Here is a 26,960-nt window from a genome sequence, read left to right on the forward strand (position 1 = left end):
AGTTCTACAGGGCAAGGTGGATTTTGTGCTTGTACTCGTCGCCCCGGGCCAAGGTGCCCAAACACCGGGCTTCCTGACTCCCTGGCTCGAGCTGCCCGGTCTGGCCGACAGACTCGGCGCCTGGTCGGACGTCGTCGGGCTCGACCTGGTCGCCTACGGCACCACCGCCGACGCCGACGAGATCCGCGACACCGCCGTCGCGCAACCGCTGCTCGTCGCCGCCGCCCTGGCCTCCGCCGAGGCGCTCGGCGTGACCCCCGACGTGCTGGCCGGCCACAGCGTCGGCGAGTTCGCCGCCGCCGCGCTGGCCGGCGTGCTGACCCGCGAGCAGGCCCTCGGCCTGGTCCGGGCCCGCGCCGAGGCCATGGCCAAGGCCGCCGCCGTCACCGAGACCGGCATGACCGCCGTGCTCGGCGGCGTCGAGGAGGAGGTGCTGGCCGGCATCGACAAGCACGGCCTGACCCCCGCCAACATCAACGGCGCCGGACAGGTCGTGGCGGGCGGCACGCTGGAGCAGCTGGCCGCGTTCAAGGAGGACGCGCCCGCCCGCGCCCGCCTCATCCCGCTCTCGGTGGCGGGCGCCTTTCACACCCACCACATGGCCCCGGCCGTGGAGAGCCTGCAAGAGGCGGCCTGGAACGTCGTCCCCACCGACCCCGGCATCACGCTCCTGTCCAACGCCGACGGGCAGGCGGTCACCACCGGGGCGGAGTTCCTCCAGAGGCTGGTCAAGCAGGTCAGCAACCCCGTCAGGTGGGACGCCTGCATGGAGACCATGGCGGGCCTCGGCGTCACCAAGATGATCGAGTTGCTGCCCGGTGGCACGCTGACCGGGCTGGCCAAGCGCGGCCTGCGCGGCGTGCGGACCGTGGCGCTGAAGACCCCAGACGACCTCGACGCGGCCAGGGAGCTGACCAAGTGAAGATTCCCGACATCGCCCCGGGCGGCAGGGTGCTGGCCCTCGGCCACTACCAGCCGGCCAACATCGTCACCAACGACGACCTGGCCAAGACCATGGACACCAACGACGAGTGGATCCAGTCCAGGGTCGGCATCAAGGAGCGCCGGGTCGCCCCGCCCGAGGAGTCGGTCGAGGACATGGCGACCATCGCCGGCGGCAAGGCGCTGGCCGCCAGCGGCCTGTCCCCCGACGACGTCGACCTGGTCATCGTGGCCACCTGCACGCTCGAGACCCAGATCCCCAACGCCTCCGCGATCGTGGCGCACCGGCTGGGCATCAAGGCACCGGGCGCGTTCGACGTCAACGCCGCCTGCGCCGGGTTCTGCTACGCGCTCGGCACCGCCGACGCCGCCGTACGCGCCGGATCGGCCAGGAACGTGCTGGTCATCGGGGCGGAGAAGCTGTCGCAGTGGGTGGACTGGACCGACAGGTCCACCGCCGTGATCTTCGCCGACGGCGCCGGCGCCGCGGTCGTCGGCGCGTCCGAGACGCCCGGCATCGGCCCCGTGGTGTGGGGCAGCGCCGGCGACAAGGCCGACGCGATCTCCATCAAGGACCGCGACAACTACCTCTACCAGGAGGGCCAGACGGTCTTCCGGTGGGCCACCACCGCGCTGCACCCGGTGGCCCTCGAGGCCTGCTCCCGCGCGGGCGTGGACCCGTCGGAGCTGGCGGCGTTCGTGCCCCACCAGGCCAACCTGCGCATCATCGAAGCCATCGCCCGCAAGCTGGGCGCCGACAAGGCCGTGATCGCGCGCGATATCGTCAACGCGGGCAACACCTCCGCCGCATCCATCCCGCTGGCGCTCTCGCGCATGCTGGAACGCGGCGAGGTCCGCTCGGGCGGTCTCGCGCTGGTGCTCGGCTTCGGCGCCGGGCTGACCTACGCGGGCCAAGTGATCGAGATCCCCTAGGGATCCCGGCACACCATCCAAGCTTGTGCGGCAACGTCCGCACAGAACCCAGAAAACCAAAGGAGAACTAGCGACATGGCTGCCACCGAGCAGGACATCCTCGAAGGCCTCGGCAAGATCATCAACGAGATCACCGGCATCCCGGCCGCCGACGTGACCCCCGAGAAGAACTTCGTGGACGACCTCGACATCGACTCCCTGTCCATGGTCGAGATCGCCGTGGCCGCCCAGGACGAGTTCGGCGTCGAGATCCCCGACGACCAACTCAAGAACCTGAAGACGGTCAAGGACGTCCTCAACTTCATCCAGAACTGACCCCGACAGACCCCCGAACTGATCAGTAAGGAGCGCGAAACGTGAGTGCGAACCGGGTACGTGTCGTCGTCACCGGGCTTGGCGCGACGACGCCCGTCGGTGGAGACGTCACCTCGACCTGGTCGGCGCTCCTCGCCGGTCAGTCGGGCGTCGAGACGCTGACCTCGGACTGGATCGACTCCGTCCCCGTGAAGTTCGCGGGGACGGCTGCGGTCGATCCGACCGAGGTGCTGCCGCGGCCCGAGGCCCGCCGCCTCGACCGCAGCGAGCAGTTCGCCCTGGTCGCCTCCAGGGAGGCCTGGCAGGACGCCGGCTCTCCCGAGGTGGCGCCCGAGCGGCTCGGCGTCGTGGTCTCCAGCGGTATCGGCGGCATCTCGACCACGCTCAGCGCATACGACACGTGGAAGGAGCGCGGCTGGAACCGGCTGTCGCCCTTCACCGTGCCGATGCTCATGCCCAACGGCCCGGCCGCCTGGATCGGGCTCGATCTGGGCGCCCAGGCGGGCGTGCACGCCACGGTGTCGGCGTGCGCCTCCGGCGCCGAGGCCATCGGGTACGCGATGGACATGATCAGGGTCGGCCGCGCCGACGTGGTGGTGGCCGGCGGCACCGAAGCCGCCATCCACGGCCTCAACATGGCCGCCTTCGCCGCGGCGCGGGCCATGTCCCAGCGCAACGACGACCCGCAGGGCGCCTCCCGCCCGTGGGACCGCGACCGCGACGGGTTCGTGCTCGGTGAGGGCGCGGGCATCGTCGTGCTGGAGTCGGAGGAGCACGCCAAGGCGCGCGGCGCGCGGATCTACGCGTACTGCGCGGGTGTCGGCTACTCCGCCGACGCCCACCACATCACCCAGCCCGAGCCCGAGGGCCGGGGCATCATCATGGCCATGACGCAGGCGCTCACCGACGCCGGCATCACCGGGCTCGACGTCAAGCACGTCAACGCGCACGCCACCTCGACCCCCGCGGGCGACGTCGGCGAGGTGCAGGCGGTGGCCAAGGCCATCGGCACCCACCCGCTGGTGACCTCGACCAAGTCGATGACCGGGCACCTGCTCGGCGGCGCCGGCGGCATCGAGTCCGTCTTCACGATCAAGGCTCTCCAGGAGCGGATCGTCCCCCGCACCATCAACCTCGACAACATCGACGACGGCATCGAGGTGGACCTCGTCCACGGCGAGAACCGGGCGCTGCCGCAGGGCGACATCGCCGCGGTCAACAACTCGTTCGGATTCGGCGGCCACAACGTGACCGTCGTCTTCAAGGGGGCTTGATGACGGTGCTCGACAACCGGGTGGTGGGCGAGGGCTCCGATCCGGAGCCCTCCGATCCCCGCGACCCGGTCGTCCGCCTGACAGCGCTGCTCGACGAGGGCTCGCTGCGGCTGATCACTCCTGAGGACAAGAGCGGCGTCCTGGCCGCCATGGGCCGCGTCGAAGGCGTCCCCGTCGTCGCCTTCTGCAGCGACGCCCGCTTCCAGGGCGGCGCGATGGGCGGCGAGGGGTGCGAGCACATCGTGCACGCCTACGACGTCGCCGTCCGCGAACGGGTGCCGGTCATCGGAATCTGGCACTCCGGCGGTGCGCGACTCACCGAAGGCGTTGAGTCGCTGCACGCCGTCGGCCGGGTCTTCGCCGCCATGACCAAGGCGTCCGGCATCGTGCCGCAGATCTCCGTGGTCGTCGGGCCGGCCGCCGGCGGCGCCGCGTACGGTCCCGCGCTCACCGACCTGGTCATCCTGGCCGACTCCGGCCGCATCTTCGTCACCGGCCCCGACGTGGTCCGCAGCGTGACCGGCGAAGACGTCGACAGCGCCGCCCTGGGCGGTCCCGAGCCGCACAGCAAGCGCAGCGGCGTCGTGCACATCGTGACGAAGACCGAGACCGACGCGTACGTTCAGGCGCGCCGGCTCGCCACGCTCCTCGGCCACCAGGGCCGCGTGCGCACCGGCGAGATCGAGGAGATCGACTTCTCGACGCTGCTCCCCGAGTCCGCACGCCGGGCATACGACGTCAAGCCGCTGGTCAACGGCCTGCTCGACGAGCCCGGAGTCGAGCTGCACCCCAAGTGGGCGCCCAACATCGTCACGTCGCTGGGCCGCCTCGGCGGCCGGACGGTCGGTGTGATCGCCAACAACCCGATGCGGCTCGGCGGCTGCCTCGACGCCACGTCCGCCGAGAAAGCCGCCCGGTTCGTACGTATGTGTGACGCCTTCGGCGTGCCATTGGTTGTCCTCGTCGACGTGCCGGGTTACCTGCCCGGTGTCGGGCAGGAGCACGACGGCGTGGTCCGGCGCGGCGCCAAGCTGCTGCACGCCTTTGCCGAGGCCTCGGTGCCCCGGGTCACGCTGGTCACGCGGAAGGCGTACGGCGGGGCGTACATCGCGATGAACTCCCGCGCGCTCGGCGCCACCAAGGTGTTCGCCTGGCCGACCACCGAGGTGGCGGTCATGGGCGCGGTGGCCGCGGTGCGCATCCTCAAGCGGCGCGACCTCGCGGCGGCTCCCGAGGAGGAGCGGGCCGAGCTGGAGCAGCGCCTGGCCGAGGAGCACAAGGTGCTGGCCGGCGGCCTGAGCAGGGCGCAGGAGCTGGGCGTCATCGACGAGGTGATCAAGCCCGAGGAGACCCGCGGCGCCATCGCCAAGGTCCTCTCCCAGGCCACCCCGGCCAGGGGCGCCCACGGCAACATCCCGCTGTAAAGCACGTTTCACGGCCGACGGGCCCGCACCTTCCTCAGGTGCGGGCCCGTCGGTCATTTACGGACTGGCGCCATCTCGCCCGTCACGGGCGGCATTTCCCCATCAAACGGCCGCGTGCAGCCAGCGGACGGGCGCACCGTCCCCGGCGTACCTGAACGGTTCCAGCTCCTCGTCCCATGGCCGGCCGAGCATCTTGTCCAGCTCGTCCTCCAGCACGCACCTCCCCTGCGCGGCCATCATCATCGCGGCGCGCAGCCGGTCTTCCGGGATCATGATGTCGCCGGCGACGCCGATGACCGCCGTGAAGGCGCCGAGCGTCGGCGTGTAGGCATGACGGGAGCCGTCCACTCCCGGCGAGGCGTCCTCGGTGATCTCGAACCTGAGGCGCTGCCAGCCCATGAGAGAGGAGGCGATGGCCGCGGCGATGCCGGCGCGGCCCTCCCACTCCGCCTGTGCCCGCACGACATTGGGCGCGGCGGGTTGCGGAGTCCACGTCAGGTCTACGGGCACGCCAAGGACACCCGCGACTGCCCATTCGATGTGAGGGCACAGCGCGGGCTGAGCCGAGTGGACGTAAAGGACGCCACGAGCAGACACCGGACCTCCCGTTCGGTACGAGGTGCGCCTTCCCCAACGGCCTCGCCACGGGATGATCACAAGTGACTAGGGAGAGACTACCGTCGGTCGCAATCCGACACCAGAGGGGGGCCATACCAAGTTGGTGCGGGAGTGGCGGGTGACAGCTGACCGAGGGCGGAAACATACCCGCTCATGGAAATCCAATCTGTCGGCGAGGCGTACATCCGGCCAGGTCAGGTGCTGACCGACCGGGCCGCGGTCTCCGCCGCGTCGCGCTGGACCCAGGCGGTCTCGGAGGCGGACGGAGTCTGCGTCATCCACCTGTCGCCCGGCGCCGACCCCTGCGAGATCGCCGCCGAGCTCCGCGCGCAGGGCCTGCGGGCATCGCCCAACCACGTGCTCCGCGGCCAGCCCCTGTTCTTCGGCGGTCCCGCGTCCAGACCCTTCCCCGCCCCGCCCATCGGCTTCAAGGCGGGGCGGGCCCGCTCCGGCGTGGTCGTGGGCCTGCTCGACACCGGCATCGCCAAGCATCCGTGGTGGTCCGGCAGCGACTGGTACTCCCGTCTCGGCCCCGAGGAGGCCGACGCCTCCGAGGGCTCCCAGGCCGGCCACGGCACGTTCATCGCGGGCCTGCTGCTGCGCCGCGCGCCCGGCGTGTCGCTGCGCGTGCGCCGCGTCCTCGACGGCGACGGCCTCGGCGACGAGGCGGCCGTCGTACGCGCCCTCCACCGCATGCGCGAGCGGCCCCCGCAGGTGCTCAACCTCTCCTTCGGCTGCCACACCTTCGACGACCGGCCCCCGCCCCTGCTGAGCGACGCCATCGCCGGGCTGACGGACACGGTCACCGTGGCCTGCGCCGGCAACACCGCCTCCGACCGGCCGTTCTGGCCCGCCGCGCTGCCCTGCGTGGTCGGCGTGGCGGCCGTGGACGCCGGCCAGCAGCGCAGGGCGCCCTACTCCGGCTACGGCACCTGGGTCGACGCGTGCGCCCGGGGCGACTGGCTGACCAGCAGCTATCTCGACGCGGCGGACTACTCGGGGTACGCGGCGTGGAGCGGCACGTCGTTCGCCACCGCCCTGGTCGCCGGCGCCATCGCCGAGGCGGCCAGGGACGAGCCGGCGAAGGAGTGGACCAGGAGGCTCCTTGACTCCGAGGAGACCCGGCAAATTCCCGATCTGGGAGTTCTCTTCCCGGCGAGTCTGTAGAGTTTACGCTCAGTCCCCGGACAATCACGAGGAGGCATGATCGCCTTCCGTGCCGGACGGAAGGAGGCCGTATGCGCGATCCTCGGGATCCTGCGGAGCTGCTCGAAGCCGCGGCCGACGGCGACCGGTCGGCCTGGGACGAGCTCGAGTCGAGATTCGGGCCGCGCATGTGGGCCGTGGCCCGCGCGTGCGGCCTGAGCCCCGCCGACGCGGCGGACGCGGTCCAGGGCTCCTGGCTGCGCCTGCTCCAGCACCTCCAGAGCATCAGGGACCCGGCGGGAGTGGGGGGCTGGCTCATGACGACCGTACGCCGCGAGGCCCTGCTGCTCCAGCGGAAGGAGCGCTCGGGCGGCTCCTCGTTCGAGGTCGTCGAAGACCCTGATCCCGCCTCCGCCGTCCTGGAGGCCGACGGCCGGCGCCGGCTCTGGCAGACGGTCTCCACCCTGCACGAGCCCTGCCGCTCGCTCCTCCAGCTGGTGGCGATCGACCTGGGAAACCAGCAGGTGGCCGCGCGACTGGGGCTGCCCGCGGGCAGCATAGGCCCGACCAAGGCCCGCTGCCTGGAAAAACTGCGCACTCTGATCTCACTACAGGAGACAGCGCAATGATCAACGACGAATACTTCCTGGCGGCCCTCCGGCTGGCCTCCGGGAACGACCCGATCCCGATGCAGGTGTCCGCCGCAGCACGAGACGCCTACCGGTTCCTGGTCCCCCGGGCGGTGACGGCCGCCTACGCCGAGTCCGCCACCATCCGCAGCGTGCGCGACGACGACAGCTCCCACCTGGTGCGCTTCGTCGCGGCCGGCCTCACCTTCGAGCTGGAGGTGACGGAGGGCGACGGGCTCATCGACGTCGCCGGGCACATTTCCCCCTACCCAGGAGAGGGCGCTCTCGTCGATGTAAGATCCCCCCACCTGACGCTGACCAGGCGCATCGCCCACACCGGCCACTTCGTCGCCACGGGCCTGCCACCCGGCTGGCTCAGCGTGGTGTGCCACCGGCCCGGTCACGCACCCATCCAGACGACCTGGGTGCGCATCCGACCCTGAACCACCAGTGACCGGCCGGGAGAGCGCGTCCTTCTCTCCCGGCCGTCTCCCGACCGAGGCCGGCCATGAGCGCAACATCGGACGAACACGACCCGCCCGGCGACCTCCACCCGCTCGTCAAGGCGGCCGAGGCCGCCATGATGCGTTCGCTGATCGACCCGGACCACGCCATGCGCGCGAGCCGCGTCATCCTCGCGGCCGCCCGCCGCGCCAGAGCTGCCGAGGCCACCGCCGTGGCGCTCAGGTCGATGGCGCTGGCCGCCCGCGAGCTGGGCGACCTGGAGGCCGCCGAACACCACCTCCGCGAGGCCATCGGCACGGCCGGAGCGCCGCCCGAGCGGATCGCCCAGGCGCGGCTGTCCCTCGTCACCGTACGCACCGAGCGCGGCCACCCCCTCCAGGCCCTGCGTGTGGCGGCCCTGGCCTGGGCCTACCTCACCCCGCTCGACCGCGCCAAGCTCGACACCCAGCGCGCGGTCGCCCTGGCCCACCTCGGCCGCTACCAGGAGGCCATCGCCTCCTGCGACCGCGCCCTGCGGGCCCTCGTGACCGCGCCCGGCACCATCGACGACCGCAGGTTCCTGGCCGGCGGGCTGCTCAACCGCGGTCTCATCCACTCCTACCGGGGCGACTGGGACGCCGCCATGCGCGACCTCGCCGCGTGCCTGCAGATCTCCCAGCACGCCGGGCTGCGGCACCTGGCCCGGCTGTCCGCCGCCAACCTGCCCTTCCTCGCGGTGCGCCGGGGCGACATCGCCGGGGCGTTCAAGCACTACAGCGAGGCCGAGGACACCCTGTTCGGCTTCCCCGAGCGGCTGGCCACGATGCGGGCCGACTTCGCCGGCGCCCTGCTGGCCGCCCACCTGCCCGGCGAGGCCAGGGCCATGCTGAGCCTGGCCGTGCCGGACCTGGAGGCGTCGGGGGCGCGCGCCGCGCTGGCCGAGGCGCGGCTGAAGCTGGCCCAGGTGGAGCTGCTGACCGGCGACCCGCATCGGGCCAGGCAGGTGGCCGAGCAGGCGGCGGAAGAGCTGGCCGCGCAGGATCGGCTCTCGTGGCTGCCGCTGGCCAGGGAGGTCCTCCTGCGCTCGCGGCTGGCCCTCGAACCCGTCACGCCCGAGCTGGTCGCCGAGCTGATCGCGTGCGCCGACGACCTGGAGGAGGGCTCCCACCAGGCTGGTGCGGCGGCGCTGCGGCTGGCCGCGGCCGAGGCGGCGCTCGCCGTGGACGACCACCCGACGGCCTCGGCGCAGCTGGCCAGGCTCACCCGGCACGCCGAGCAGCGCGAGCGGTGGATGCCGGACGGCACCCGGCTGACCTCGCTCGCCTCCGAACCGCAGGCCAGGCAGTTCGCGCAGGCCGCGCAGATCCCGGTGCCGGTGCGCCAGCACGCCCTCGCGCTGCAGGCCGCGCTGCAGGAGGACGTCACGGGGGCCTTCCGGGCGATACGCGACGGGCTGGCCGAGGTGAGCGGGCGCGTGGAGGCGTTCGAGGACCCGTCGCTGCGCGCCCACGCGGCGCGGGCCGGGGAGCGGCTGGCGGCGTTCGGGCTGGAGGTGGCGGTGCGCGACGGGAGCGCCAGGGAGGTGTTCGAGTGGGCCGAGCGGTGGCGGGCCGTGGCGGCTCCGGCCCACGCGTGCGCCCTGGTGGACCCCGACCGAGTGCGGGCGGAGCTGGGGCGGGGGGCTCTGGTCGAGTACGTGGCGGACGGCGACGCGCTGCTGGCCGTACTCGTGACCGGAGAGCGCATGCTCCTGCGCCGCCTCGCCGGCGTGCGGCAGGTCAAGGAGGCGATCGTCCAGCTCCGGTACGCGCTGCGCCGCCAGGGCCATCCCCGCGACGTCGAGACCGCGGCCGCCGAGGTCGAACGGCTGGTGCTGCGGCCCCTGGCGGCCGACCTGGCCGACCGGCCCCTGGTGGTGGTGCCGGTGGGCGCGCTGCACACGTTGCCGTGGGGAGCGTTGCCGTGCCTGCGGGAGCGGCCGGTCAGCGTGGCGGCCGGCGCGGCGGCCTGGCTGCGGGCGCGCAAGGCCCGGGGCTCGCGCTCCGGCCGGCCGCCTTCGGTGGTGGCGGCGGCCGGGCCGGCGCTGGCGCACGCGTACGCCGAGGTGGCGCACGTGGTGGCCTGCCATCCCGGCGGGCGTCAGGTGCCCGGGCGCATCGGGCCGGTGCTGGAGTCGCTGGGGACGGCGGACGTCGTGCACCTGGCGGCGCACGGGGTTTTCCACGCGCGCAGCCCGCTGGTGTCGGGGATCACGCTGGAGGACGGGTCGCTGATGGCGTACGACCTGCTGGACGTCTCGCGCTCGGCCGGGCTGGTGGTGCTGTCCGCGTGCAACTCGGGCATGTCGCGCACGCCGATGGAAGGGGCGCCGCTGGGGCTGCCCGGGACGTTCCTGGCCAAGGGGTCGTCCTGCGTGGTCGCCGGGCTGGTGCCGGTGGAGGACGAGGCGGCCCGGGCGGTGATGAGCACGTTCCACGAGCTCGTGGCGGCGGGGCAACCGCCGGACACGGCCCTGGCGTGCGCGGCGGCCAAGACGGGCGAGACCGGGTTCGCCTGCTTCGGGGCGGGCGACCAGCCGCTCTATTAGGCGGGTCAGCCGGTGGCGACGGGCCTCGACGGGTCGGCGACCCAGTTGGACCAGGAGCCCACGTACAGTGCCGCCGGCAGGCCCGCCACCGCCATGGCCAGCACCTCGTGCGCGGCCGTCACGCCCGAACCGCAGTAGGCGCCCGCCTCGACCCCTTCCCCCACGCCCAGATCGGCGAAGCGCGCCCGCAGCGCCCCGGGGTCGAGGAACCTGCCGTCGGGTCCGACGTTCTCCGTGGTGGGCGCGCTGACGGCGCCGGGGACGTGCCCGGCCACCGGATCGACCGGCTCCACCTCGCCCCGGTAGCGCTCCGCGGCCCTGGCGTCGAGCAGCACGCCCCGGCCGGCCAGCGCCGCCGCCTCGTCGGCCGCCAGCACCGGCATCCCGCCCGGTCGCGCGGTGAAGTCGCCCTCGACCGGCTCGGGCGTCTCCTTCGTGGTCGGCCGGCCGGCCTCGATCCAGGCGGGCAGGCCGCCGTCGAGCACGCGTACGTCCTGGTGGCCGAAGTAGCGCAGCGCCCACCAGGCCCGGGCGGCGACGGTGGACCCGGCGTCGTCGTAGACCACCACCGGCCGGCCGTCCGAGACGCCCAGCCGCCGCATCGCCCCCTGGAAAGCCGCCGCGTCCGGCAGCGGGTGCCGCCCGCCCTCTCCGGGGGGCGCCGCGAGGTCCGTGTCGAGGTCGCAGTAGACGGCACCCTCGATGTGGCCCTCGCGGTAGAACTCCAGCCCGGGCGGCCCGCCGAGCCGCCAGCGCACGTCGAGCACCGTCGCGCCGTCGAGCGCGGCCAGATCGGCGGGGGTGATCAGCGGGCTGGTCACGTGTGTACCTCCAGGAGCGGGACGTGCTGTTCGGCCGTCGTCAGCGAGCCGTGATAGCCGGTGAAGAGGGCCTCGATGCGTTGCTGGGTGGGGGCGGTGATGGCCAGGTCGGTGTGCGGCACGGCCACGACGTCGCCGATGCGCTCCAGCCACGCGTCGCGTACGACGGGGCCGAACCAGCCGGACTCGACCGCCTCCTGCCTGGACACCACCCACGCCTTGCCGCGCAGGGTCTCGCGCCACGCCTCCAGCACCTGCTTCGCGGCCCCCGGGCGGGCGTAGACGTGCCTGGCCCTGGCCTCGCCGCCGAGCAGCGCGACCCCCTCGGTCAGCTCGGGGACGCTCTCCGCGTCAAGCTTCTCGGTGGCGTTGACCATGCCGTGGTCGGCGGTGACGTAGAGGGCGGAGCCGGGCGGCAGGCCCTCGGCGATGCGCTGGGCCATGTCGTCGACGATGGTGAGCTGGCGCAGCCACTCCTCGCTCCCCCAGCCCACCATGTGGCCGGTGGCGTCGAGGTCGCCGTAGTAGACGGTGACGTGGGCGGGCCGCCGCTCGCGCAGCGCCTCGCGGACGCGGGCGACGCGGTCGTCGACGGACTCGGCGGGGACATAGCGGACGCCGCGGTAGACGGCCCTGGTCAGGCCGGTGCCCTCGAACTCGGCGGGGGCGACGTAGACGGGGTCGATGCCGGCCCGGGCGGCGCGCTGGTAGACGGTCGTGGCCGGCTGCCACACCTCGGGGTCCATCGTCAGGCCGTCGGGAAGGGTCCAGCGCAGGCAGTTGAACAGGTGTCCGGTGCCCGGCACGGCCAGCATCAGGCCCACCATGCCGTGCTCGCCGGGTGTGAGGCCGGTGCCCAGGGAGCACAGGCTCGTGACGGTGGTGGCGGGGAACCCGGCCGTGAGCGTCCTGCCCGCCAGACCGGACAGGAAGGGGGCGGCCTCGGGGTGGGCGCGCAACATCTCGGCCCCCAGGCCGTCGACCAGGAACAGGCAGACGCGGTCGGCGGGCTCCAGGGCCAGCGCGTTGGGCTCGCGCAGGCCGAGGGCGGCCAGCAACGAGCCAGGCAGATCCACCAGCGACGCGCCGCCGTATCCCGGCACCAGCATGCCCCCCAGTCTAGCCCTCCGTGATCTCCTACCGCCGCTCCCCATCCACCGGCCCTCCGGGACCGCCGCCGTGCCGGGCGAACCCGACCCGCCGCCGTGCGGGACGGCCGCCGTGCGGGCCGGGGCGGCACGCGGCCCGTGCGAGACAGCCGCCGGGTCCCGGGCGGGTGCGGCGTTCGGGTGTGGCCGTATGACCTACCGTCTCGTTCGGCGGGCGACTCCCGGGGAGCGGTCGCGTCAGGTGGCCGGATCACGCCGCGCGCCACCGACCGGTGTGCCGTCCCGGTGGAGTCGCGGCCGTGTCGCCGACACGATCGTCGTGCTACGTCAGCGGATGCGGCATCGGCGCGTGACGCACCGAAGGACCGCCGTGCGCTGGAGGGACACCCGGTCAGAAAGCCGCCACGCGCGGGGAACCGCCCTGTGCGGCGTGCAGCGTGTGGCGCGGCAGCGCTCGCATGCGTGCCGTCGGGTCGAGCCGAGGTTCCGGGCGAGCGACAAAGCCACCCAGCGCCCGGGGCCACCGCCGCGCCGGACAGCTGCGGGGCCGGACAGCTGTGGGGCCGGCGGTCAGGAGGTGCTGGAGCGGCGGCGCCAAGCCGTGCATCGGCACCCCACCGTGTCGGACGGCCGGCGGTCGACGGCGGCACGTGGCGGGCGCCGTGCGGGGGTGCCCGTCTGGGGTCGGGGGCGGGGGTGAGGGCCGGGGAGGGGTCAGGAGGTGGCGCGGGCGGTGGCTTCCGAGAGGGCCTTGGCGAAGGAGAGGACGTGGGTGACCGCCTCGGGGCCGTCGGCGGCCTCGCTGACCCGCAGCGACAGGTCGTCCGCCGTGATGGCGCCCGTGTAGCCGTGGTCGGCCTCGCAGTTTTCGTCGCCGCACGTGGCCGGCTCCAGGTCCACGTGGGAGATGGCGCCCCAGCCGATGGTGAGCGTCACCTCCGTGGGAGGGACGCCGGGGACGTAGGAGGCCGGGTCGGGCACCACGCGGGTGACGGCGACCGACTGGACGCGGCTCAGGCGGACGGCCTCCGTGGTCGTGGAGGCATGGGACGCAGAGACGCCCTCCACCGCCGGGTGCTCGTCGGTGTGGCACACCAGCAGCCGGGTCGTCGACAGCACCAGGACGGTGACGTGGCGGCGCACCTCCATCGCGGGATCGAAGGTCGCCTCGTGATGGACCACGAACGCGGTCACGGCCTCCTTGCCCAGCGCGGATTCGACCGCATCGGTGACGAGGTCGGGGTAGTAGCCGCTGCGTTCGATCGCTTCACGCAGGCCCGCGGCTGAGACTCGGGTTTCCCTCATGGCTCCATCCTGCCAGGACCGGGCAGTGCACTCACCCGCCGGACATAACGCTCTATAACGTCTTCTATCCGTGCACCACAGGGCACTTGTTCCCCTTGATTCGCCAAGGGCGATCAGCCCAGCCGACGGGGACCACCGTCGAGGCGCGGGCCCGCCGGAGTGCGCAGGGTGGCGCGGGCGCCGAGGATCATGACGTCCGACTCCCCCACGAGCACCTGGTCCAGGTCCAGGCGGGCCAGCTCCGGCAGGTCGTGGGCCAGGCGGCCGACGCGTACGAGAAGGTCTTCGAGGGCGTCCACCGCCACGGGCGGGTAGCCGTACTCGCCGAACAGCAGCGGCGCGGCGCGTACGGACCGGACCAGCTCGGAGGCGTCCTCCCCGGTCAGCGGGGCCAGGCGGAAGCCCTGGTCCTGGAGGAGGCGCGCGGTCACCTCGCCGAGCCCGAACGTCACGACGGGCCCGAACGCGGGATCCTCGATCACGCCCACGACGGTCGGCACGGCGGGCTGCGGCGCCATCCGCTGGACCGCCAGCTCCGCCTGGTCGCCGAGCTGCTCGGCGAACTCGGCGTACGCGTGGCGCACCATCTCGGGACCCGTCAGCCCCAGGCGTACGGTCCCGGCGCGCCGGGACGCCCCCGGATCGGCCACCTTCACCACCACCGGCCAGCCCAGCCGCTCGGCGGCGGCCACGGCCTCGTCCGGCGAACGTACGGTCTCGGCGGGCCACACGGTCATCCCGTAGCAGGACAGCAGCTCGGTGGCATCGATCTCGACCGGCGGCCCGGCCTGCGCGAAACCGCCCGCGGAGGTGTCGGGACCGGCCGCGCTGCCGGACAGGGTCCGCTCGGCCAGCGCCCTGGCACAGGCGGTGTCGATGCCGTCCAGCTCGGGCGGCGGCGTCGCCGGGTGGGCGCGCCAGGTCGCGTGGCGCACCACGTGGGCCAGGGCCCGGACCGCCTCCTCGGGCGCCGCGTAGGAGGGGATGGACCCGCGCGAGGGGCCGGTGCCCGGCACGCGCAGGGCCGGATGCATCCCCAGATGCCCCCGGAACGTCGTGAGCACCGGCTTGGCGGCTTCCTTCGAGACCCGCAGCAGCTCGCCGGCCACCTCGTCGTCCCTGCCGGGGATCGGCGGCATGTAGATCACGACGGCCGCGTCCACGTCGGGGGAGGCCAGCTCGCCGGCGAGGGCGGTGCCGTACTCGGAGGGGCCCGCGGCGGGGCCCAGGTTGACCGGCGCGCGCGGCTCCAGACCGGCCGCGAGGCAGGCGTCGGCGGCGAGCAGGCCCAGGGCGTCGGAGTTGGTCACGAGCGCGACCCTGGGGCCGGCCGGCAGCGGCTGGTACGCCAGCAGCTGGCCCACGTCGAAGAGCTGGATGAGGTCGTCCACCCTGATCAGGCCCGCCTGCGCGAACAGCGAGCTGATCGCCGAGTCCGGCAGCCGCAGCTCCTCCGCCGAGTGCCCGGTGGGGGTGCCGCCGCTCTTGACCACCACGATCGGCTTGCTGCGGGCGATGCGCCTGGCCAGCCGGGTGAACTTGCGCGGATTGCCGAGCGACTCCAGGTAGAGCAGGATCACCTCGGTGGAGTCGTCTTCCTCCCAATATTGCAGCAGGTCGTTGCCCGAGACGTCGGCCCGGTTGCCCGCCGAGACGAACGACGAGATGCCCATGCCGCGCTGTGCCACGCGCTGCAGGAGAGCGGTGCCGAGCGCGCCCGACTGGCTGAAGAAGCCCACCTTGCCCCGGCCCGGCACGGTGGCGGCCAGGGTGGCGTTGAGCTTGACGGCGGGGTCGGTGTTGGCGATGCCGAGGCAGTTGGGGCCCACGACGCGCAGGCCGTAGGAGCGGGCGATGCGGGCCAGCTCGTCCTGCCTGGCCCGGCCCTGCGCGCCGGTCTCGCCGAATCCGGAAGAGACCACGACCAGGCCGTGCACGCCCTTCTCGGCGCACTCCTTGACCACGTCGATCACGCCCTCGGCCGGCACGGCGACGACGGCCAGGTCGACGTCGCCGTCGATCGCCCCCACGCTCGCGTACGCCCGCACGCCCGCCACCGCCCGCACCTCCCGGTGCACCGGATAGACGGGCCCGGTGAAGTCGGCCGCCAGCAGGTTGCGCAGGACGGTCTGGCCCACGCCGCCCGGCTCGCGCGAGGCGCCGATGACCGCGACCGACCCGGGGGTGAGCAGCCTGGCGATCGACCGGGACTCGGCCCGGTGCTCGCGCGCGGTCGTCACCTCCGCCGAGGTGTCGGTGGGGGTCAGGTCGAGCGTCATGCGTACGACGCCGTCCTCGAACTGGCTCTGGGCCGTGTAGCCGGCCTGGCGCAGCAGCCCGGTCATGCGCATGTTGGCGGGCAGCACGTCGGCGATGAAGCGCTCGATGCCGCGCTCGCGGGCCGTGGCGGCCAGGTGCTCCAGCAGGACGGAGGCCACTCCCCTGCCCTGGTGGGCGTCCTCGACGAGGAAGGCCACCTCGGCCTCGCCCGGCCCGGTGCGGTCGTAGCGGATCACGGCCACCATCTCGGTGCCGATGGTGGCGATCAGCGCGACCCTGCTGACGTAGTCGACGTTCGTGAACCGCTCGACTTCCCTGTCGGACAGCCGGGGCCGGGGTCCGAAGAACCGGAAATAGATCGACTCGTCGGACAGCCGGGAGTAGAAGGAGCGGAGACGGTCCGCGTCGGCGGGCCTGATCGGCCGCACGTGCGCGGTCCCGCCGTCGGCCAGGACGACATCGGCCTCCCAGTGGGCCGGATATTGTGCCTCCACAGATTCGAGCGTAAACCCGCATCCCAAATGCCAAGACCCCGGGCCCTGTTGGGCAACGCTTGTGCATCGACTCAGGCCCGGTGTCCGAGGTAAGCCCCACGGGCGGCCCGGAAGCTGTTAGTTTTGCCGTGGCGTTCCAGCCGTGGCCAGGCTCGATCTGAAGGCAGCAAGGTGGTGACATCATGACGCGGGTCGTCGTGGTGGGCGATCTCATGACCGACGCGGTCGCGCGCGCCCGTTATGCGCTCGCCCGGGCGAGCGACACCCCGGCGATCGTGACCATGCACGGCGGTGGCTCGGGGGCCAACATCTCCTCCTGGCTTGCCGTCGAGGGCGCCGAGGTGGCCTTCATCGGCCGCAGGGGCGCCGACATCACGGGCCGCAACCGCGACATGGAGCTCATGGGCTATGGCGTGGACGCACGGCTCGTCATGGATCCCGAGCGGCCGACCGGCACCTGCGTGGTGCTCGTCACCCACAAGGGCGAGCGCACGATGCTGTCCGACCCGGGTGCCAACGCCGCCCTGTCGCCGGAGGACCTGCCGCGCGACCTGTTCACCTCGGGCACACACCTGCACCTGTCGGGCTACACGCTGATCAACGAGGGCTCGCGCGACGCCGGGCTCGCGGCGCTCGACATGGCCAGGCGCGGCGGGATGTCGATCTCCGTCGACTGCGCTTCGTCGGCGCCGCTGGAGCGCACCGGTGCCGAGCCGTTCCTCGAGTGGACCGACGGGGCCAAGCTGCTGTTCGCCAACGTCGACCAGGCGAAGGTGCTGACCGGCCGCGACGACGCCGAGGCCGCCGCCAAGGTGCTCGCCGCGTGGTTCCCGCAGGTCGTCATCAAGATGAACGCCGAAGGCGCGCTGTGGTACGGCAACGGCCGCCCCGATCCCGTACGCGTGGCCGCCGACCCGGTCGACAAGATCGTCGACGGCACGGGCGCGGGTGACGCCTTCTGCGCCGGATTCCTGCCGCCGTGGCTAGAGGGCAAGCCCCCGGCCGAGGCGCTGGCGTCGGGCAGCCGGCTGGCGGCCAAGGCGATCATGCACCTGGGCGCGCGGCCGCCGTTCTAGGCGACCACGGCGTGCGTCCCTTACGGCCGGGCGATCCCCCATCGGTCGGCTCCTACGAGATCACCGGATTTCTCGGCGAGGGCGGCCAGGGCAGTGTCTACCTCGGTGTCTCGCCGTCCGGCGAGCGGGTCGCGATCAAGCTGCTGCACGCCAGGTTCGCCGGTGACGCGACCGAGGTACGCCGCTTCCGGCGCGAGGCCGAGGCGGCCCGGCGGGTGGCGGAGTTCTGCACCGCACGGGTGCTCGAGGTCGGGACCGTGCACGACCAGCCGTACATCGTGGGCGAGTACGTCGACGGGCCCTCGCTGCAGCACCACGTCACCACGGAAGGGCCGGTGCGCGGGCCGGCTTTGATGCGGCTGGCGGTCACCACGGCCACCGCGCTGGTCGCCATCCACGGGGCCGGGGTGGTGCACCGGGACTTCAAGCCGAGCAACGTGCTGCTGGGCCCCGACGGGCCCCGGGTGATCGACTTCGGCATCGCGCGGGCGCTGGACGCCAGCCACAGCATGACGACCGGGATCGTCGGGACGCCCGCCTTCATGGCGCCCGAGCAGTTCCTCGGGGAGGCCGCTCCGGCGAGCGACGTGTTCGCGTGGGCGGGGACGATGGTGTTCGCGGCCACGGGGCGGGCGGCGTTCGGGGTCGGGGCGCTGCCGGTGGTGATGCACCGGATCCTCAACCTGGATCCGGATCTGTCCAAGGTGCCCGGGGAGCTGGCCCCGCTGCTGTGGGCCTGCCTGTCCAAGGACGCCCGGCGCCGGCCGACGGCCGAGCAGCTGGTCCGGGACCTCATCCGGGCCGGCACCACCGCACCCGCCGCCCAGACTCCCCCGCCGGTCCCCCTCCGGCCGTCGCCGCATCCGGCCGGGGGTCCGGCCGGGCGCCTGAGGGAAGGCCCGGCCGGTCACCCGGCTGGGGGCCCGGCTGGGGGCACGGCTGGGGGCACGGCTGGGGGCACGGCTGGGGGCACGGAGCCGCCCCCGCCGGTTGCCGCCACCGCGCCGCTCCGGCGGGTCCGCAAGGCGCTGATCCCCATCGGCGCGGCGGTCACCACCCTGGCGGTGACCGCCGCCATCTGGCTGGTCCGCCAGGCGGACCAGCCGGGCGGGACGGGCGGGACGGCCGCCTCCGCCGCACCGTCGCCGGCGGCGTTCGGGGCGGCCGTGGAGAACGTCGCGAACCCCTCCACGAAGACCGGCGGCACGCTGCGCGTCGTCTCGACCTCCACCCTGGAGTCCACCGACCCCGGCAACATGTACGCTCCCCACTCGCTGAACATGGTGCGGCTCTACGGCCGGTCGCTGACGATGTTCAAGCCGGTGCCCGGGGCCGCCGGCACGCAGATCGTGCCGGATCTGGCGGAGTCGCTGGGCGTGCCGAGCGATGGCGGCAAGACATGGACCTACAAACTACGAGACGGCCTGAAATATCAGGATGGCTCCCCAATCCTGGCCAAGGACGTCAAGCACGCCGTGCTGCGCAGCATGGACCCCGACTTCGCCAACGGCTCCGCCCATCTGGACCTCCTGCTCGACCTCCCCACCGGCTACCAGGGGGCCTACAAGTCGCCCAGGGTGTCCACCGACGCGGCCGTCGAGACGCCCGACGACCGCACGATCATCTTCCGTCTGAAGGCCCCGTACTCCACGTTCGACCAGGTCGTGCAGCTCCCCGAGACCGTCCCGGTGCCCGCCACCAAGGACACGGGGGCCCGGTACGGCAAGAGCGTCCTCGCCTCGGGCCCGTACCGGCTGGAGAGCGTGACGGACAACAAGGTCGTCCTGGCGCGCAACGAGCACTGTTCCGCCGCGACCGACCCCAACCGGCGACCGCTCCCCGACTCGTACGAGCTCGAGTACGGCGTCCCCCCGGAGGACGCCGACCGGCGGCTCCGGGACGGCACCGCCGACGTCGGCCCGAGCGTCGCGGGGGACGACGTGCCGGGGGTGCTCGCCGACCCGGCGCTCAAGGCGCGGGCCGACGCGCCCGTCACCACCGGCGTCCGGCTCCTGGCGATCAACCCGGAGGTCCCGCCGTTCGACAGGCCGGACTGCCGCCGGGCGGTCGTCCAGGCGCTCGACCTGAGCGCGCTGCGGCTGGCGTACGGCGTCGGGCAGGCGCCCGTGCCCACGTCGCTGCTGCCGCCCACGATCAGCGGCCGCCGCCACGCCGACCCGGACCTCCACCCGGAGGGCGACCCGCGGGCCGCCCGGCAGTCGCTGGTCAGGTGCGGGCAGCCGAACGGATTCAAGGCCAAATACGTCCACCGCGACCTGCCCGCCGAGGCCCGCGCCGCCGAGGCCGTGCAGAAGGCCCTGGCCGAGGTGGGCATCGACGTCAGCCTGGAGCGCGTCCCCATCGCCGAGTTCCACGAGAAGAAGGGCGGCAGCCCCGGCTACCTCAAGGAGCACGGGACTGGGCTGATCGCCAAGGGCTGGTCCCCGGACTGGCCCGACCCCGAGTCGTTCCTGTCGCTGGTGGCGGACAGCAGGCAGATCAACGAGGAGTCGTACTCGATCAACGTGAGCGTCCGCGTCCGGAGCATCGACGACCTCATCGACCAGGCCAGGAAGGAGCTGAACGGCTCCGAGCGGGCCGAGCTGTGGTCTCGGGTCGAACGGTCGCTGGCCGACGAGCACGTGCTCGTGCCGATGGCCTGGCAGGTGCCGCTGCTGCTGCGCGGCCGGAACGCCGCGAACGTCCACGTGAGCCCGGTGTACGGGGACTACGACCTGCTCACCATGGGCGTCAGCTGACGGTCGCCAGGGCCAGCGGGAGCACGGCCGGCGCGCCGGCGTGGCGGACGAGGGCCGCGCCCAGCGTCATCGTCCACCCCGTGTCGACGCGGTCGTCCACGAGCAGGACGGGCCCGCCGCACTCGGCGATGGCGGCGCCCAGGTCCTTCGGCATGGCCAGCGTGCCCCTGATCGCCTGCACCCGCTTGGCGCTGTTGAACTGCTGCCCGGGCGAGCCCGCGCGGTAGCCCAGCTCACCCAGGTAGGACAGCCGCCCGACCTGCGCCAGCCGCTCGGCGAAGCCGCGCACCAGCTTGGGCCGGGTCGCGGACGGCACGCTGACCACCGCGACCGGGCGCTCGCGCCAGTCCCACGCCGACAGGACCTTGATCACGGCCGCGAACATGTCGTCGGCCATCGGCCCGTCCTCGCGGGCGAACAGCTCCCGCAGCCGGTTGCCCCACCCGATGTCGGTCAGCCGCCCGAGCGCCCGGCCCGGCTCGGCGCCCAGCTCGGGCTTGATCCGCCCGGACAGGTCGGACAGGCCGGTCGGCCACTGCTTGCGGGCCTCGATCTCCACGCCGGGCCTGCTCAGCCGCTCGCGCGCGCTCTCCACGGCCTGCGCGCCGATCTCGGGCGAGCGGTGCCGCCCGGTGCAGTTGTCGCAGCGCCCGCACGGCGTGGCGCTGTCGTCGTCGAGGTGCCTGCGCAGGAACTGCTCGCGGCACTCGGTCGTCGTCAGGTAGGCGAGCATGGCGTCCTGCTCGGCCCGGCGCTCGGCGGCGATGCGGGAGTAGCGCTCGCCGTCGTACGCCCACGGCTCCCCGGTGGCCTCCCAGCCGCCCTTCACCCGGCGGACGGCGCCGTCCACGTCGAGCACCTTGAGCATCATCTCCAGGCGGCTGCGGCTCAGGTCGACGGCGCTCTCGAGGGCCGGGGTGGACATGAGGCCGCGCTCCTCCAGGGTCTGGAGCGTGGTGCGGACGACGGGCTCGGGCGGGAAGGCCAGCGAGGCGAAGTAGGCCCAGATGTCGCGGTCTTCGACGCCGGGCAGCAGGATCACCTCGGCCCGCTCGACCCCGCGCCCGGCCCGGCCGACCTGCTGGTAGTAGGCGACCGGCGACTGCGGCGCCCCGACGTGCACCACGAACCCCAGGTCGGGCTTGTCGAACCCCATCCCGAGCGCGCTCGTGGCCACCAGCGCCTTGATCTTGTTGTTGAGCAGCGCGTCCTCGGCCGCCAGCCGCTCGGCCGGCTCGGTCTGGCCGGAGTAGGCGGCCACCTCCAGCCCCTGCTCGCGCAGGTAGCCGGAGATCTCGTGGGCGGCGGCCACGGTCAGGGTGTAGACGATGCCGGAGCCGGGCAGCTCGCGCAGCGTCTGGGCCAGCCAGGCCAGGCGCTGCTCGGCGGTGGGCAGGCGGACGACGCTCAGGTGCAGGCTCTCGCGCTCCAGCGGCCCGCGCAGGACGAGCGTGTCGTCGCCGTCGGGCCGCAGCTCGGCGGGCAGGCGGAGCTGCTCGGCCACGTCGCGGGTGACGCGGGCGTTGGCGGTGGCGGTGGTGGCCAGGACGGGGATGCCCGGCGGCAGGTCCGCGAACAGCGTGGACAGCCTGCGGTAGTCGGGCCTGAAGTCGTGGCCCCAGTCGGAGATGCAGTGGGCCTCGTCGACCACCACGAGCCCGGCGCTCTCGGCCAGCTCGGGCAGGACGTTGTCGCGGAAGTCGGGGTTGTTGAGCCGCTCGGGGCTGACCAGCAGCACGTCGACCATGCCGTCGGCGACCTGACCGTAGATCTCCTCCCACGCCTCCGGGTTGGCGGAGTTGATCGTGACGGCTCGGATGCCCGCACGCTCGGCGGCGGCGATCTGGTTGCGCATGAGGGCCAGCAGCGGCGAGACGATGACCGTGGGGCCCTCGCCGAGCTCGCGCAGCAGCGAGGTGGCCACGAAGTAGACGGCCGACTTGCCCCAACCGGTGCGCTGCACGACGAGCACCCTGCGGCGGTCGACCACGAGCGCCTCGATGGCGGCCCACTGGTCTTCTCGGAGCACGGCGTGCTCGCCCGCCAGCGCCCGCAGGCGCTCCTCGGCCTCTTCACGCAGCATCGCGGCATCGGGGGCGTCAATCATGCCTCCTTGTTACCAGCTCCGGCCGACGGAATGCGCCCGCTGTGCCCATACCGGGTGCCCATTCTCCGGAACTGTGGGGTTCGACGGGACGTTGGAGCAGACACACCACCGGATCGCCGCCCGCAGGAGGGCTGATGACGGGGCTGGCCAGCGCGCCGGTAGCCCCGGCGACGAACGCGCGCCGCCGGGAGAGCAACGCAGTCGACCGTTTACGAATCTTCGCCCGGGTGCTCCTGGCGGCCATGGTCCTGGCCACGGCGGGCTGTGCGGGCACCAACGTCAAGGCGTCGTACCACCCGGCCTTCCTGCCGGTGAAGCTCGAATGGGCCAACGGCGAGGTGAAGCTCGCGGGAGAGACCTCGCTCGTCACCCCGATCGGGGTCTTCTCCATCGGGGCCGAGTACAGCCTGCCCGACAAGGAGGCCGACTCCCTCTACGTCATCATCCGCGACGGCCTCGGGAGCGCCGACCATCCGGAGATCGCCGGATTCGACCACATCTACAAGGTCAAGAGCGGCTCCGGCCAGTTCACGGCCGTGGTCAACGGCACGGCCGTGATCCAGGTCGTCGACCGGCAGGTGCTCATCGACGTGACTGACGGCAGCGTCCAGACCATCGAGTTCAAGGGCGCCCAGCCCGTCGTCCAGGAGCGCGGCTCGACCATCGGCGACCGGTGGCAGGCGTACTGGGACGGCTCCTTCTACTCGCCCATGGCGCTGTCCCGGTGGGCGTACGACGACTCCACCATGACCAGCTGGTTCGGCCTCGGGTTCCTGTGGTTCCTGGTCCGCCTGGCGCTGGCGATCGTCCTGGGCCTGGTCGACCTGCTGCTCACCGTGGGCTGCACGATGGCGGCCGCCGCCTTCGTGCTCTTCGGCCCTACCGGACGCAACATCGCGTACGGCGTGGAGGCCCTGACGTTCCTGATCTGCGCGTGGATCGCCTGGGCCTACTTCAGGCTGTGAAAGTCACTGGTCGGCGTGCTCCGGGAAGGCATTGATGGTGACGCGGTGCATGCGCCGGCGCTCGGTGTAGTCGGCCACCGCGTAGTGCTGCGTCGGCCGGTTGTCCCAGAAGGCCAGGGTGCCGGGCCGCCAGCGCAGGCGGAGCTGGAACTCCGGGGAGCGGATGTGGTCGATCAGGTACGGCAGCAGCGCCTCGTTCTCCCGGTCGCTCAGCCCGACGAGGCGGGTGGTGGAGGCCCGGTTGACGAAGAGCGCCTTGCGGCCGGTCTCGGCGTGCACGCGTACCACCGGGCGCTCGATCGGCGGCCACTTGGCCTGGATCTCCGCCAGGTCGAACGGGTGCCCCTTCGAGATCGCCTTCTTCATCGACATCGTGATGTCGTGCACGGCGGTCAGCTCGTCGCACAGGCGCTGGATCGGCGGCGAGAGCGTCTCGTACGCCAGGTACGTGTTCGCCCAGCAGGTGTCCCCGCCCACGCTCGGGAGCTGCATGCAGCGCAGCAGCGAGCCCATCGGCGGGGTCGGCTCGAAGGTGTTGTCGCTGTGCCACTCGTCGCCGCCCTCCCCCTTGGGCGAGGTCTGGTCGAGCACGTGGATGGGGCTGGTGGCGTCCTTCTTGAAGGCGGGGTGGTTCAGCGTGCCGAAGTTCAGGGCGAACTGCAGGTGCTGCTCGTCGTCGATGGGCTGGTCGCGGAAGAAGAGGACGAGGTGCTCGAGCCACCCCGCCCGCAGGGTCGCGACCTCCTCCTGCGACAGCGGCTTGCGCAGATCGACCCCGGTGACCTCGGCGCCGATGTGCTTGGTCACGGGATGGAACTCGATCATGACGCCTCCGTATCCAGGTGGGAACCCTCGACCCGAACGTACGACCCAAGCAATTGCTTGGTCAAGGCCGTTCCGCCGGATCGAACATGTCTGCGATAAGTGGCGGACATCGAGTAGCATCGGGGCTCTGGAGCCCGCAGGAGGCGAGACGTGATCAACGCCATCGATACGCCACAGGAGACGCGGCTCGTGTCATCATCTCCAGGGGCGCCCGGGTTACGTCGACGCCTCGCACGCCGATCTGACGCTTCTCCAGCGGGCTGACGGCTACGGTTAAAGCACAAGAGCAGAAGGAGGATGCGCTTCCCCTCGGCGCGACGGCCGAGGCAGCCGCGCAGCACAAGATGGCCCGACGCACGACTGCACCCCCACCTGACGACTTCGAGGAGCGGATCGTCGATATCGACGTCTCCTCCGAGATGCGCGCGAGCTACCTCGAGTACGCATACTCAGTGATCTACCAGCGGGCGCTGCCCGACGCTCGTGACGGTCTCAAGCCGGTGCAGCGGCGCATCCTCTACTCGATGAGCGAGATGGGCCTGCGCCCCGAGCGGGGGCACGTCAAGTCCTCCCGCGTCGTCGGCGACGTCATGGGCAAGCTGCACCCCCACGGTGACAGCGCCATCTACGACGCCCTCGTGCGCCTGGCGCAGCCGTTCTCGATGCGCCTGCCGCTGGTCGACGGGCACGGCAACTTCGGCTCGCCCGACGACCTGCCGGCCGCCATGCGTTACACCGAGGCCAGGCTGGCCCCGGCGGCGATGTTGATGGTGGAGTCGCTCGACGAGGACACCGTCAACTTCAAGCCCAACTACGACGGCCAGGAGACCGAGCCCACGGTCATGCCGTCGGCGTTCCCCAACCTGCTGGTCAACGGCACCAGCGGCATCGCGGTCGGCATGGCCACCAACATGGCCCCGCACAACCTCACCGAGGTCGTGGCCGCCGCCCGGCACCTGATCAAGAAGCCGGACGCGACGCTCGACGAGCTGATGAGGTTCGTGCCGGGTCCCGACCTGCCGACGGGCGGCATGATCATCGGGCTGCAGGGTGTGCGCGACGCCTACGAGACCGGGCGTGGCACGTTCCGCATGCGGGCCAAGTGCGTGGTCGAGCAGATCACGCCGCGCCGCAAGGGCATCATCGTCACCGAGCTGCCCTACAACGTGGGTCCCGAACGCGTGGTCACCAAGATCAAGGAGCTGGTGACCAGCAAGAAGCTCCAGGGCATCGCCGACCTCAAGGACCTCACCGACCGGCACAAGGGCCTGCGGCTGGTCATCGAGATCAAGAACGGCTTCATCCCCGAGGCGGTCCTCGAGGAGCTCTACCGGCTGACGCCGATGGAGGAGACGTTCGGCATCAACAACGTCGCCCTGGTCGACGGCGAGCCGCGCACGCTCGGCCTGCGCGAGATGCTCCAGGTCTACGTCGACCACCGGATCGAGGTCGTGCGCCGCCGGTCGGAGTTCCGGCGCCGTAAGCGCGAGGAGCGCCTGCACCTCGTCGACGGCCTGATCATCGCGTTGCTCAACATCGACGAGGTCATCCAGGTCATCCGCTCCTCCGACGACTCGGCGCAGGCGCGGACGCGGTTGATGGACGTGTTCAGCCTGACCGACATCCAGGCCGCCTACATCCTCGAGACGCCGCTGCGCCGCCTGACCCGATACGACAAGCTCGAGCTCGATCGGGAGAAGGAGACGCTCACCGACGAGATCGCCAAGCTGACGGAGATCCTGTCCTCGGAGACGAAGCTGCGGGGCGTGGTCTCGGGCGAGCTGGCCGACGTGGCGAAGAAATACGGCACGCCGCGCCGCACGGTCCTGCTGGAGGCGCCCGGCGTCACCCGCACCCCGGTCGTGTCGCTGCAGGTGGCCGACGACCCGTGCCTGGCCATGCTGTCCTCGACCGGCCTGCTGGCGCGCACCTCCAACGCCACGCCGCTGGCCGGCGAGGGCGAGCGTTCGGCGCACGACGTGCTGGTCAGCGTCGTACGCACGTCCGTACGCGGGGAGGTCGGCGTGGTCACGTCGCTGGGCCGGCTGATCCGCGTCCAGGTCGTCGACCTGCCGACGCTGCCGCCCTCGGCCAACCCGCCGTCGCTGTCGGGCGGGCACCCGGTGTCCGAATACGTGTCGCTGCAACCCGACGAGAAGGTGGTCGGCCTCGGCTCCCTCGATCCGGATGGCCCCGGGCTGGCCCTCGGCACGGCGCAGGGCGTGGTGAAACGGGTGGTGCCCGACTATCCGGCCAACCGCGACGACTTCGAAGTGATCACGTTGAAGGACGGCGACAGCGTGGTGGGCGCCGTCGAGCTGGTGTCCGAGTCCCACGACCTGGTGTTCATCTCCTCCGACGCCCAGATGCTGCGCTACCAGGCCGCGCTGGTGCGGCCGCAGGGCCGCCCGGCCGGCGGCATGGCCGGCATCCGGCTCGACGACGGGGCCAAGGTGATCTGGTTCGGCGTGGTGGATCCCGCGCTGCCCTCGGTGGTCGTCACCGTCGCGGGCTCCTCCACGGCGCTGCCCGGCACGCAGGTGGGCGGCGGCAAGGTGTCCGACTATGCCGAGTTCCCCGCCAAGGGGCGCGCCACGGGCGGGGTGCGGGCCCAGCGCTTCCTCAAGGGTGAGGACGAGCTGCTGCTGGCCTGGGCCGGCCCGGCGCCCGCCAAGGCGGTCTCGGCGGTGGGCAAGCCGGTGCCGCTGCCGGAGGAGGTCGGCCGCCGCGACGGGTCGGGCGTACGCCTGACGCACACCATCGGCGCGGTCGGCGGCGCCCTGGCCTCAGGGCCCGAGATCCTGCCGAGCGGGCCCTCGGAGCAGCCGCCGGCGGACGAATAGCCGGGCGCCGGGGCCGATGGTTCACATCGGCCCCGGCGATCCTGTTATGAAACGCGGGCCACCG

At 72.6% G+C, this 26,960-nt stretch carries 20 protein-coding genes; 13 read left to right on the plus strand and 7 right to left on the minus strand.

Annotation, left to right across the window (positions count from 1 at the left end):
- The first annotated feature begins 25 nt into the window (after positions 1 to 25).
- The 5 genes from ACBJ59_RS40135 to ACBJ59_RS40155 all read left to right on the plus strand — a co-directional run bounded on the left by ACBJ59_RS40135 (position 26) and on the right by ACBJ59_RS40155 (position 4,888).
- On the plus strand, positions 26 to 922 hold the full coding sequence (locus tag ACBJ59_RS40135; RefSeq protein WP_375115359.1) for an ACP S-malonyltransferase: 897 nt from the start codon (positions 26 to 28) through the stop codon (positions 920 to 922).
- The gene (locus ACBJ59_RS40140; protein ID WP_375115360.1) at positions 919 to 1,875 is read left to right on the plus strand and encodes a beta-ketoacyl-ACP synthase III; all 957 of its coding nucleotides are present in this window, start codon (positions 919 to 921) and stop codon (positions 1,873 to 1,875) included. Before ACBJ59_RS40135 ends, ACBJ59_RS40140 begins: the two co-directional genes overlap by 4 nt.
- Positions 1,876 to 1,950: 75 nt before the next feature.
- Positions 1,951 to 2,190 (plus strand): acyl carrier protein, encoded by a 240-nt coding sequence (locus ACBJ59_RS40145; RefSeq protein ID WP_364112997.1) that lies wholly within the window; start codon positions 1,951 to 1,953, stop codon positions 2,188 to 2,190.
- 41 nt (positions 2,191 to 2,231) lie between these two features.
- A complete protein-coding gene (fabF, locus tag ACBJ59_RS40150; RefSeq protein ID WP_364112999.1) occupies positions 2,232 to 3,464 on the plus strand; it encodes a beta-ketoacyl-ACP synthase II in 1,233 nt (410 codons plus the stop codon).
- Entirely contained in the window at positions 3,464 to 4,888 is a 1,425-nt protein-coding gene (locus tag ACBJ59_RS40155) for a carboxyl transferase domain-containing protein (protein ID WP_375115361.1), read from the plus strand. The genes fabF and ACBJ59_RS40155 overlap by 1 nt, the downstream gene beginning before the upstream one ends.
- 102 nt (positions 4,889 to 4,990) lie before the next feature.
- Here ACBJ59_RS40155 and ACBJ59_RS40160 read toward each other — a convergent pair whose 3' ends face one another.
- Entirely contained in the window at positions 4,991 to 5,485 is a 495-nt protein-coding gene (locus ACBJ59_RS40160) for a DUF3145 domain-containing protein (protein WP_346111797.1), read from the minus strand.
- A gap of 174 nt (positions 5,486 to 5,659) precedes the next feature.
- On the opposite strand from ACBJ59_RS40160, the gene ACBJ59_RS40165 reads away from it, so the two are divergent.
- From ACBJ59_RS40165 to ACBJ59_RS40180, 4 genes are all read left to right on the plus strand, one after another.
- Positions 5,660 to 6,673: a S8 family serine peptidase gene (locus ACBJ59_RS40165; RefSeq protein WP_375115362.1), complete on the plus strand. Its 1,014-nt coding sequence runs from the start codon at positions 5,660 to 5,662 to the stop codon at positions 6,671 to 6,673.
- Positions 6,674 to 6,744: 71 nt separating this feature from the next.
- Positions 6,745 to 7,281, plus strand: a complete 537-nt coding sequence (locus tag ACBJ59_RS40170; protein WP_375115363.1) for an RNA polymerase sigma factor — start codon at positions 6,745 to 6,747, stop codon at positions 7,279 to 7,281.
- On the plus strand, positions 7,278 to 7,724 hold the full coding sequence (locus ACBJ59_RS40175) for a hypothetical protein (RefSeq protein ID WP_364113007.1): 447 nt from the start codon (positions 7,278 to 7,280) through the stop codon (positions 7,722 to 7,724). Before ACBJ59_RS40170 ends, ACBJ59_RS40175 begins: the two co-directional genes overlap by 4 nt.
- A gap of 65 nt (positions 7,725 to 7,789) precedes the next feature.
- Positions 7,790 to 10,312, plus strand: coding sequence for a CHAT domain-containing protein (locus tag ACBJ59_RS40180; protein WP_375115364.1), 2,523 nt, complete (start codon positions 7,790 to 7,792; stop codon positions 10,310 to 10,312).
- 5 nt (positions 10,313 to 10,317) lie between these two features.
- On the opposite strand, the gene ACBJ59_RS40185 is transcribed toward ACBJ59_RS40180, so the two are convergent.
- From ACBJ59_RS40185 to ACBJ59_RS40200, 4 genes are all read right to left on the minus strand, one after another.
- The gene (locus ACBJ59_RS40185) at positions 10,318 to 11,133 is read right to left on the minus strand and encodes a sulfurtransferase (protein ID WP_375115365.1); all 816 of its coding nucleotides are present in this window, start codon (positions 11,131 to 11,133) and stop codon (positions 10,318 to 10,320) included.
- Complete coding sequence (locus ACBJ59_RS40190) at positions 11,130 to 12,242, minus strand: alkaline phosphatase family protein (protein WP_375115366.1); 1,113 nt, start codon at positions 12,240 to 12,242, stop codon at positions 11,130 to 11,132. The genes ACBJ59_RS40185 and ACBJ59_RS40190 overlap by 4 nt, the downstream gene beginning before the upstream one ends.
- 714 nt (positions 12,243 to 12,956) lie before the next feature.
- Positions 12,957 to 13,547 (minus strand): DUF5998 family protein, encoded by a 591-nt coding sequence (locus tag ACBJ59_RS40195; RefSeq protein WP_364113015.1) that lies wholly within the window; start codon positions 13,545 to 13,547, stop codon positions 12,957 to 12,959.
- A gap of 113 nt (positions 13,548 to 13,660) precedes the next feature.
- The gene (locus ACBJ59_RS40200) at positions 13,661 to 16,321 is read right to left on the minus strand and encodes a GNAT family N-acetyltransferase (RefSeq protein ID WP_375115367.1); all 2,661 of its coding nucleotides are present in this window, start codon (positions 16,319 to 16,321) and stop codon (positions 13,661 to 13,663) included.
- Positions 16,322 to 16,503: 182 nt separating this feature from the next.
- Here ACBJ59_RS40200 and ACBJ59_RS40205 point away from each other — a divergent pair, with 182 nt between their 5' ends.
- Positions 16,504 to 17,397 carry a carbohydrate kinase family protein gene (locus ACBJ59_RS40205; protein WP_375115368.1) on the plus strand — a complete coding sequence of 298 codons (894 nt, stop codon included), beginning with the start codon at positions 16,504 to 16,506 and terminating at the stop codon, positions 17,395 to 17,397.
- Positions 17,398 to 17,408: 11 nt separating this feature from the next.
- On the plus strand, positions 17,409 to 20,156 hold the full coding sequence (locus ACBJ59_RS40210) for an ABC transporter substrate-binding protein (RefSeq protein WP_375115369.1): 2,748 nt from the start codon (positions 17,409 to 17,411) through the stop codon (positions 20,154 to 20,156).
- On the opposite strand, the gene ACBJ59_RS40215 is transcribed toward ACBJ59_RS40210, so the two are convergent.
- Positions 20,149 to 22,263, minus strand: coding sequence for a RecQ family ATP-dependent DNA helicase (locus ACBJ59_RS40215; protein ID WP_375115370.1), 2,115 nt, complete (start codon positions 22,261 to 22,263; stop codon positions 20,149 to 20,151). The two genes, ACBJ59_RS40210 and ACBJ59_RS40215, sit on opposite strands and share 8 nt — an antisense overlap.
- Before the next feature lie 134 nt (positions 22,264 to 22,397).
- On the opposite strand from ACBJ59_RS40215, the gene ACBJ59_RS40220 reads away from it, so the two are divergent.
- Complete coding sequence (locus tag ACBJ59_RS40220) at positions 22,398 to 23,228, plus strand: hypothetical protein (RefSeq protein ID WP_375115371.1); 831 nt, start codon at positions 22,398 to 22,400, stop codon at positions 23,226 to 23,228.
- A gap of 3 nt (positions 23,229 to 23,231) precedes the next feature.
- Here the strand turns inward: ACBJ59_RS40220 and ACBJ59_RS40225 are convergent, their stop codons facing one another.
- On the minus strand, positions 23,232 to 24,053 hold the full coding sequence (locus ACBJ59_RS40225) for a TauD/TfdA dioxygenase family protein (protein ID WP_375115372.1): 822 nt from the start codon (positions 24,051 to 24,053) through the stop codon (positions 23,232 to 23,234).
- Between the two features lie 344 nt (positions 24,054 to 24,397).
- Here ACBJ59_RS40225 and ACBJ59_RS40230 point away from each other — a divergent pair, with 344 nt between their 5' ends.
- Complete coding sequence (locus ACBJ59_RS40230) at positions 24,398 to 26,896, plus strand: DNA topoisomerase (ATP-hydrolyzing) subunit A (RefSeq protein WP_375115373.1); 2,499 nt, start codon at positions 24,398 to 24,400, stop codon at positions 26,894 to 26,896.
- Positions 26,897 to 26,960: the final 64 nt, after the last annotated feature.

It is taken from the genome of Nonomuraea sp. MTCD27 (assembly GCF_041950495.1).
Taxonomy (GTDB): Bacteria; Actinomycetota; Actinomycetes; order Streptosporangiales; family Streptosporangiaceae; genus Nonomuraea.

Coding starts and splice junctions, on each gene's coding strand:
- ACBJ59_RS40165 (WP_375115362.1), top strand. CDS start 5,660: ATGGAAATCCAATCTGTCGGCGAGGCGTACATCCGGCCAGGTCAGGTG.
- ACBJ59_RS40180 (WP_375115364.1), top strand. CDS start 7,790: ATGAGCGCAACATCGGACGAACACGACCCGCCCGGCGACCTCCACCCG.
- ACBJ59_RS40155 (WP_375115361.1), top strand. CDS start 3,464: ATGACGGTGCTCGACAACCGGGTGGTGGGCGAGGGCTCCGATCCGGAG.
- ACBJ59_RS40230 (WP_375115373.1), top strand. CDS start 24,398: ATGGCCCGACGCACGACTGCACCCCCACCTGACGACTTCGAGGAGCGG.
- ACBJ59_RS40205 (WP_375115368.1), top strand. CDS start 16,504: ATGACGCGGGTCGTCGTGGTGGGCGATCTCATGACCGACGCGGTCGCG.
- ACBJ59_RS40215 (WP_375115370.1), bottom strand. CDS start 22,263: ATGATTGACGCCCCCGATGCCGCGATGCTGCGTGAAGAGGCCGAGGAG.
- ACBJ59_RS40145 (WP_364112997.1), top strand. CDS start 1,951: ATGGCTGCCACCGAGCAGGACATCCTCGAAGGCCTCGGCAAGATCATC.
- ACBJ59_RS40220 (WP_375115371.1), top strand. CDS start 22,398: ATGACGGGGCTGGCCAGCGCGCCGGTAGCCCCGGCGACGAACGCGCGC.
- ACBJ59_RS40190 (WP_375115366.1), bottom strand. CDS start 12,242: ATGCTGGTGCCGGGATACGGCGGCGCGTCGCTGGTGGATCTGCCTGGC.
- ACBJ59_RS40175 (WP_364113007.1), top strand. CDS start 7,278: ATGATCAACGACGAATACTTCCTGGCGGCCCTCCGGCTGGCCTCCGGG.
- ACBJ59_RS40170 (WP_375115363.1), top strand. CDS start 6,745: ATGCGCGATCCTCGGGATCCTGCGGAGCTGCTCGAAGCCGCGGCCGAC.
- ACBJ59_RS40225 (WP_375115372.1), bottom strand. CDS start 24,053: ATGATCGAGTTCCATCCCGTGACCAAGCACATCGGCGCCGAGGTCACC.
- ACBJ59_RS40195 (WP_364113015.1), bottom strand. CDS start 13,547: ATGAGGGAAACCCGAGTCTCAGCCGCGGGCCTGCGTGAAGCGATCGAA.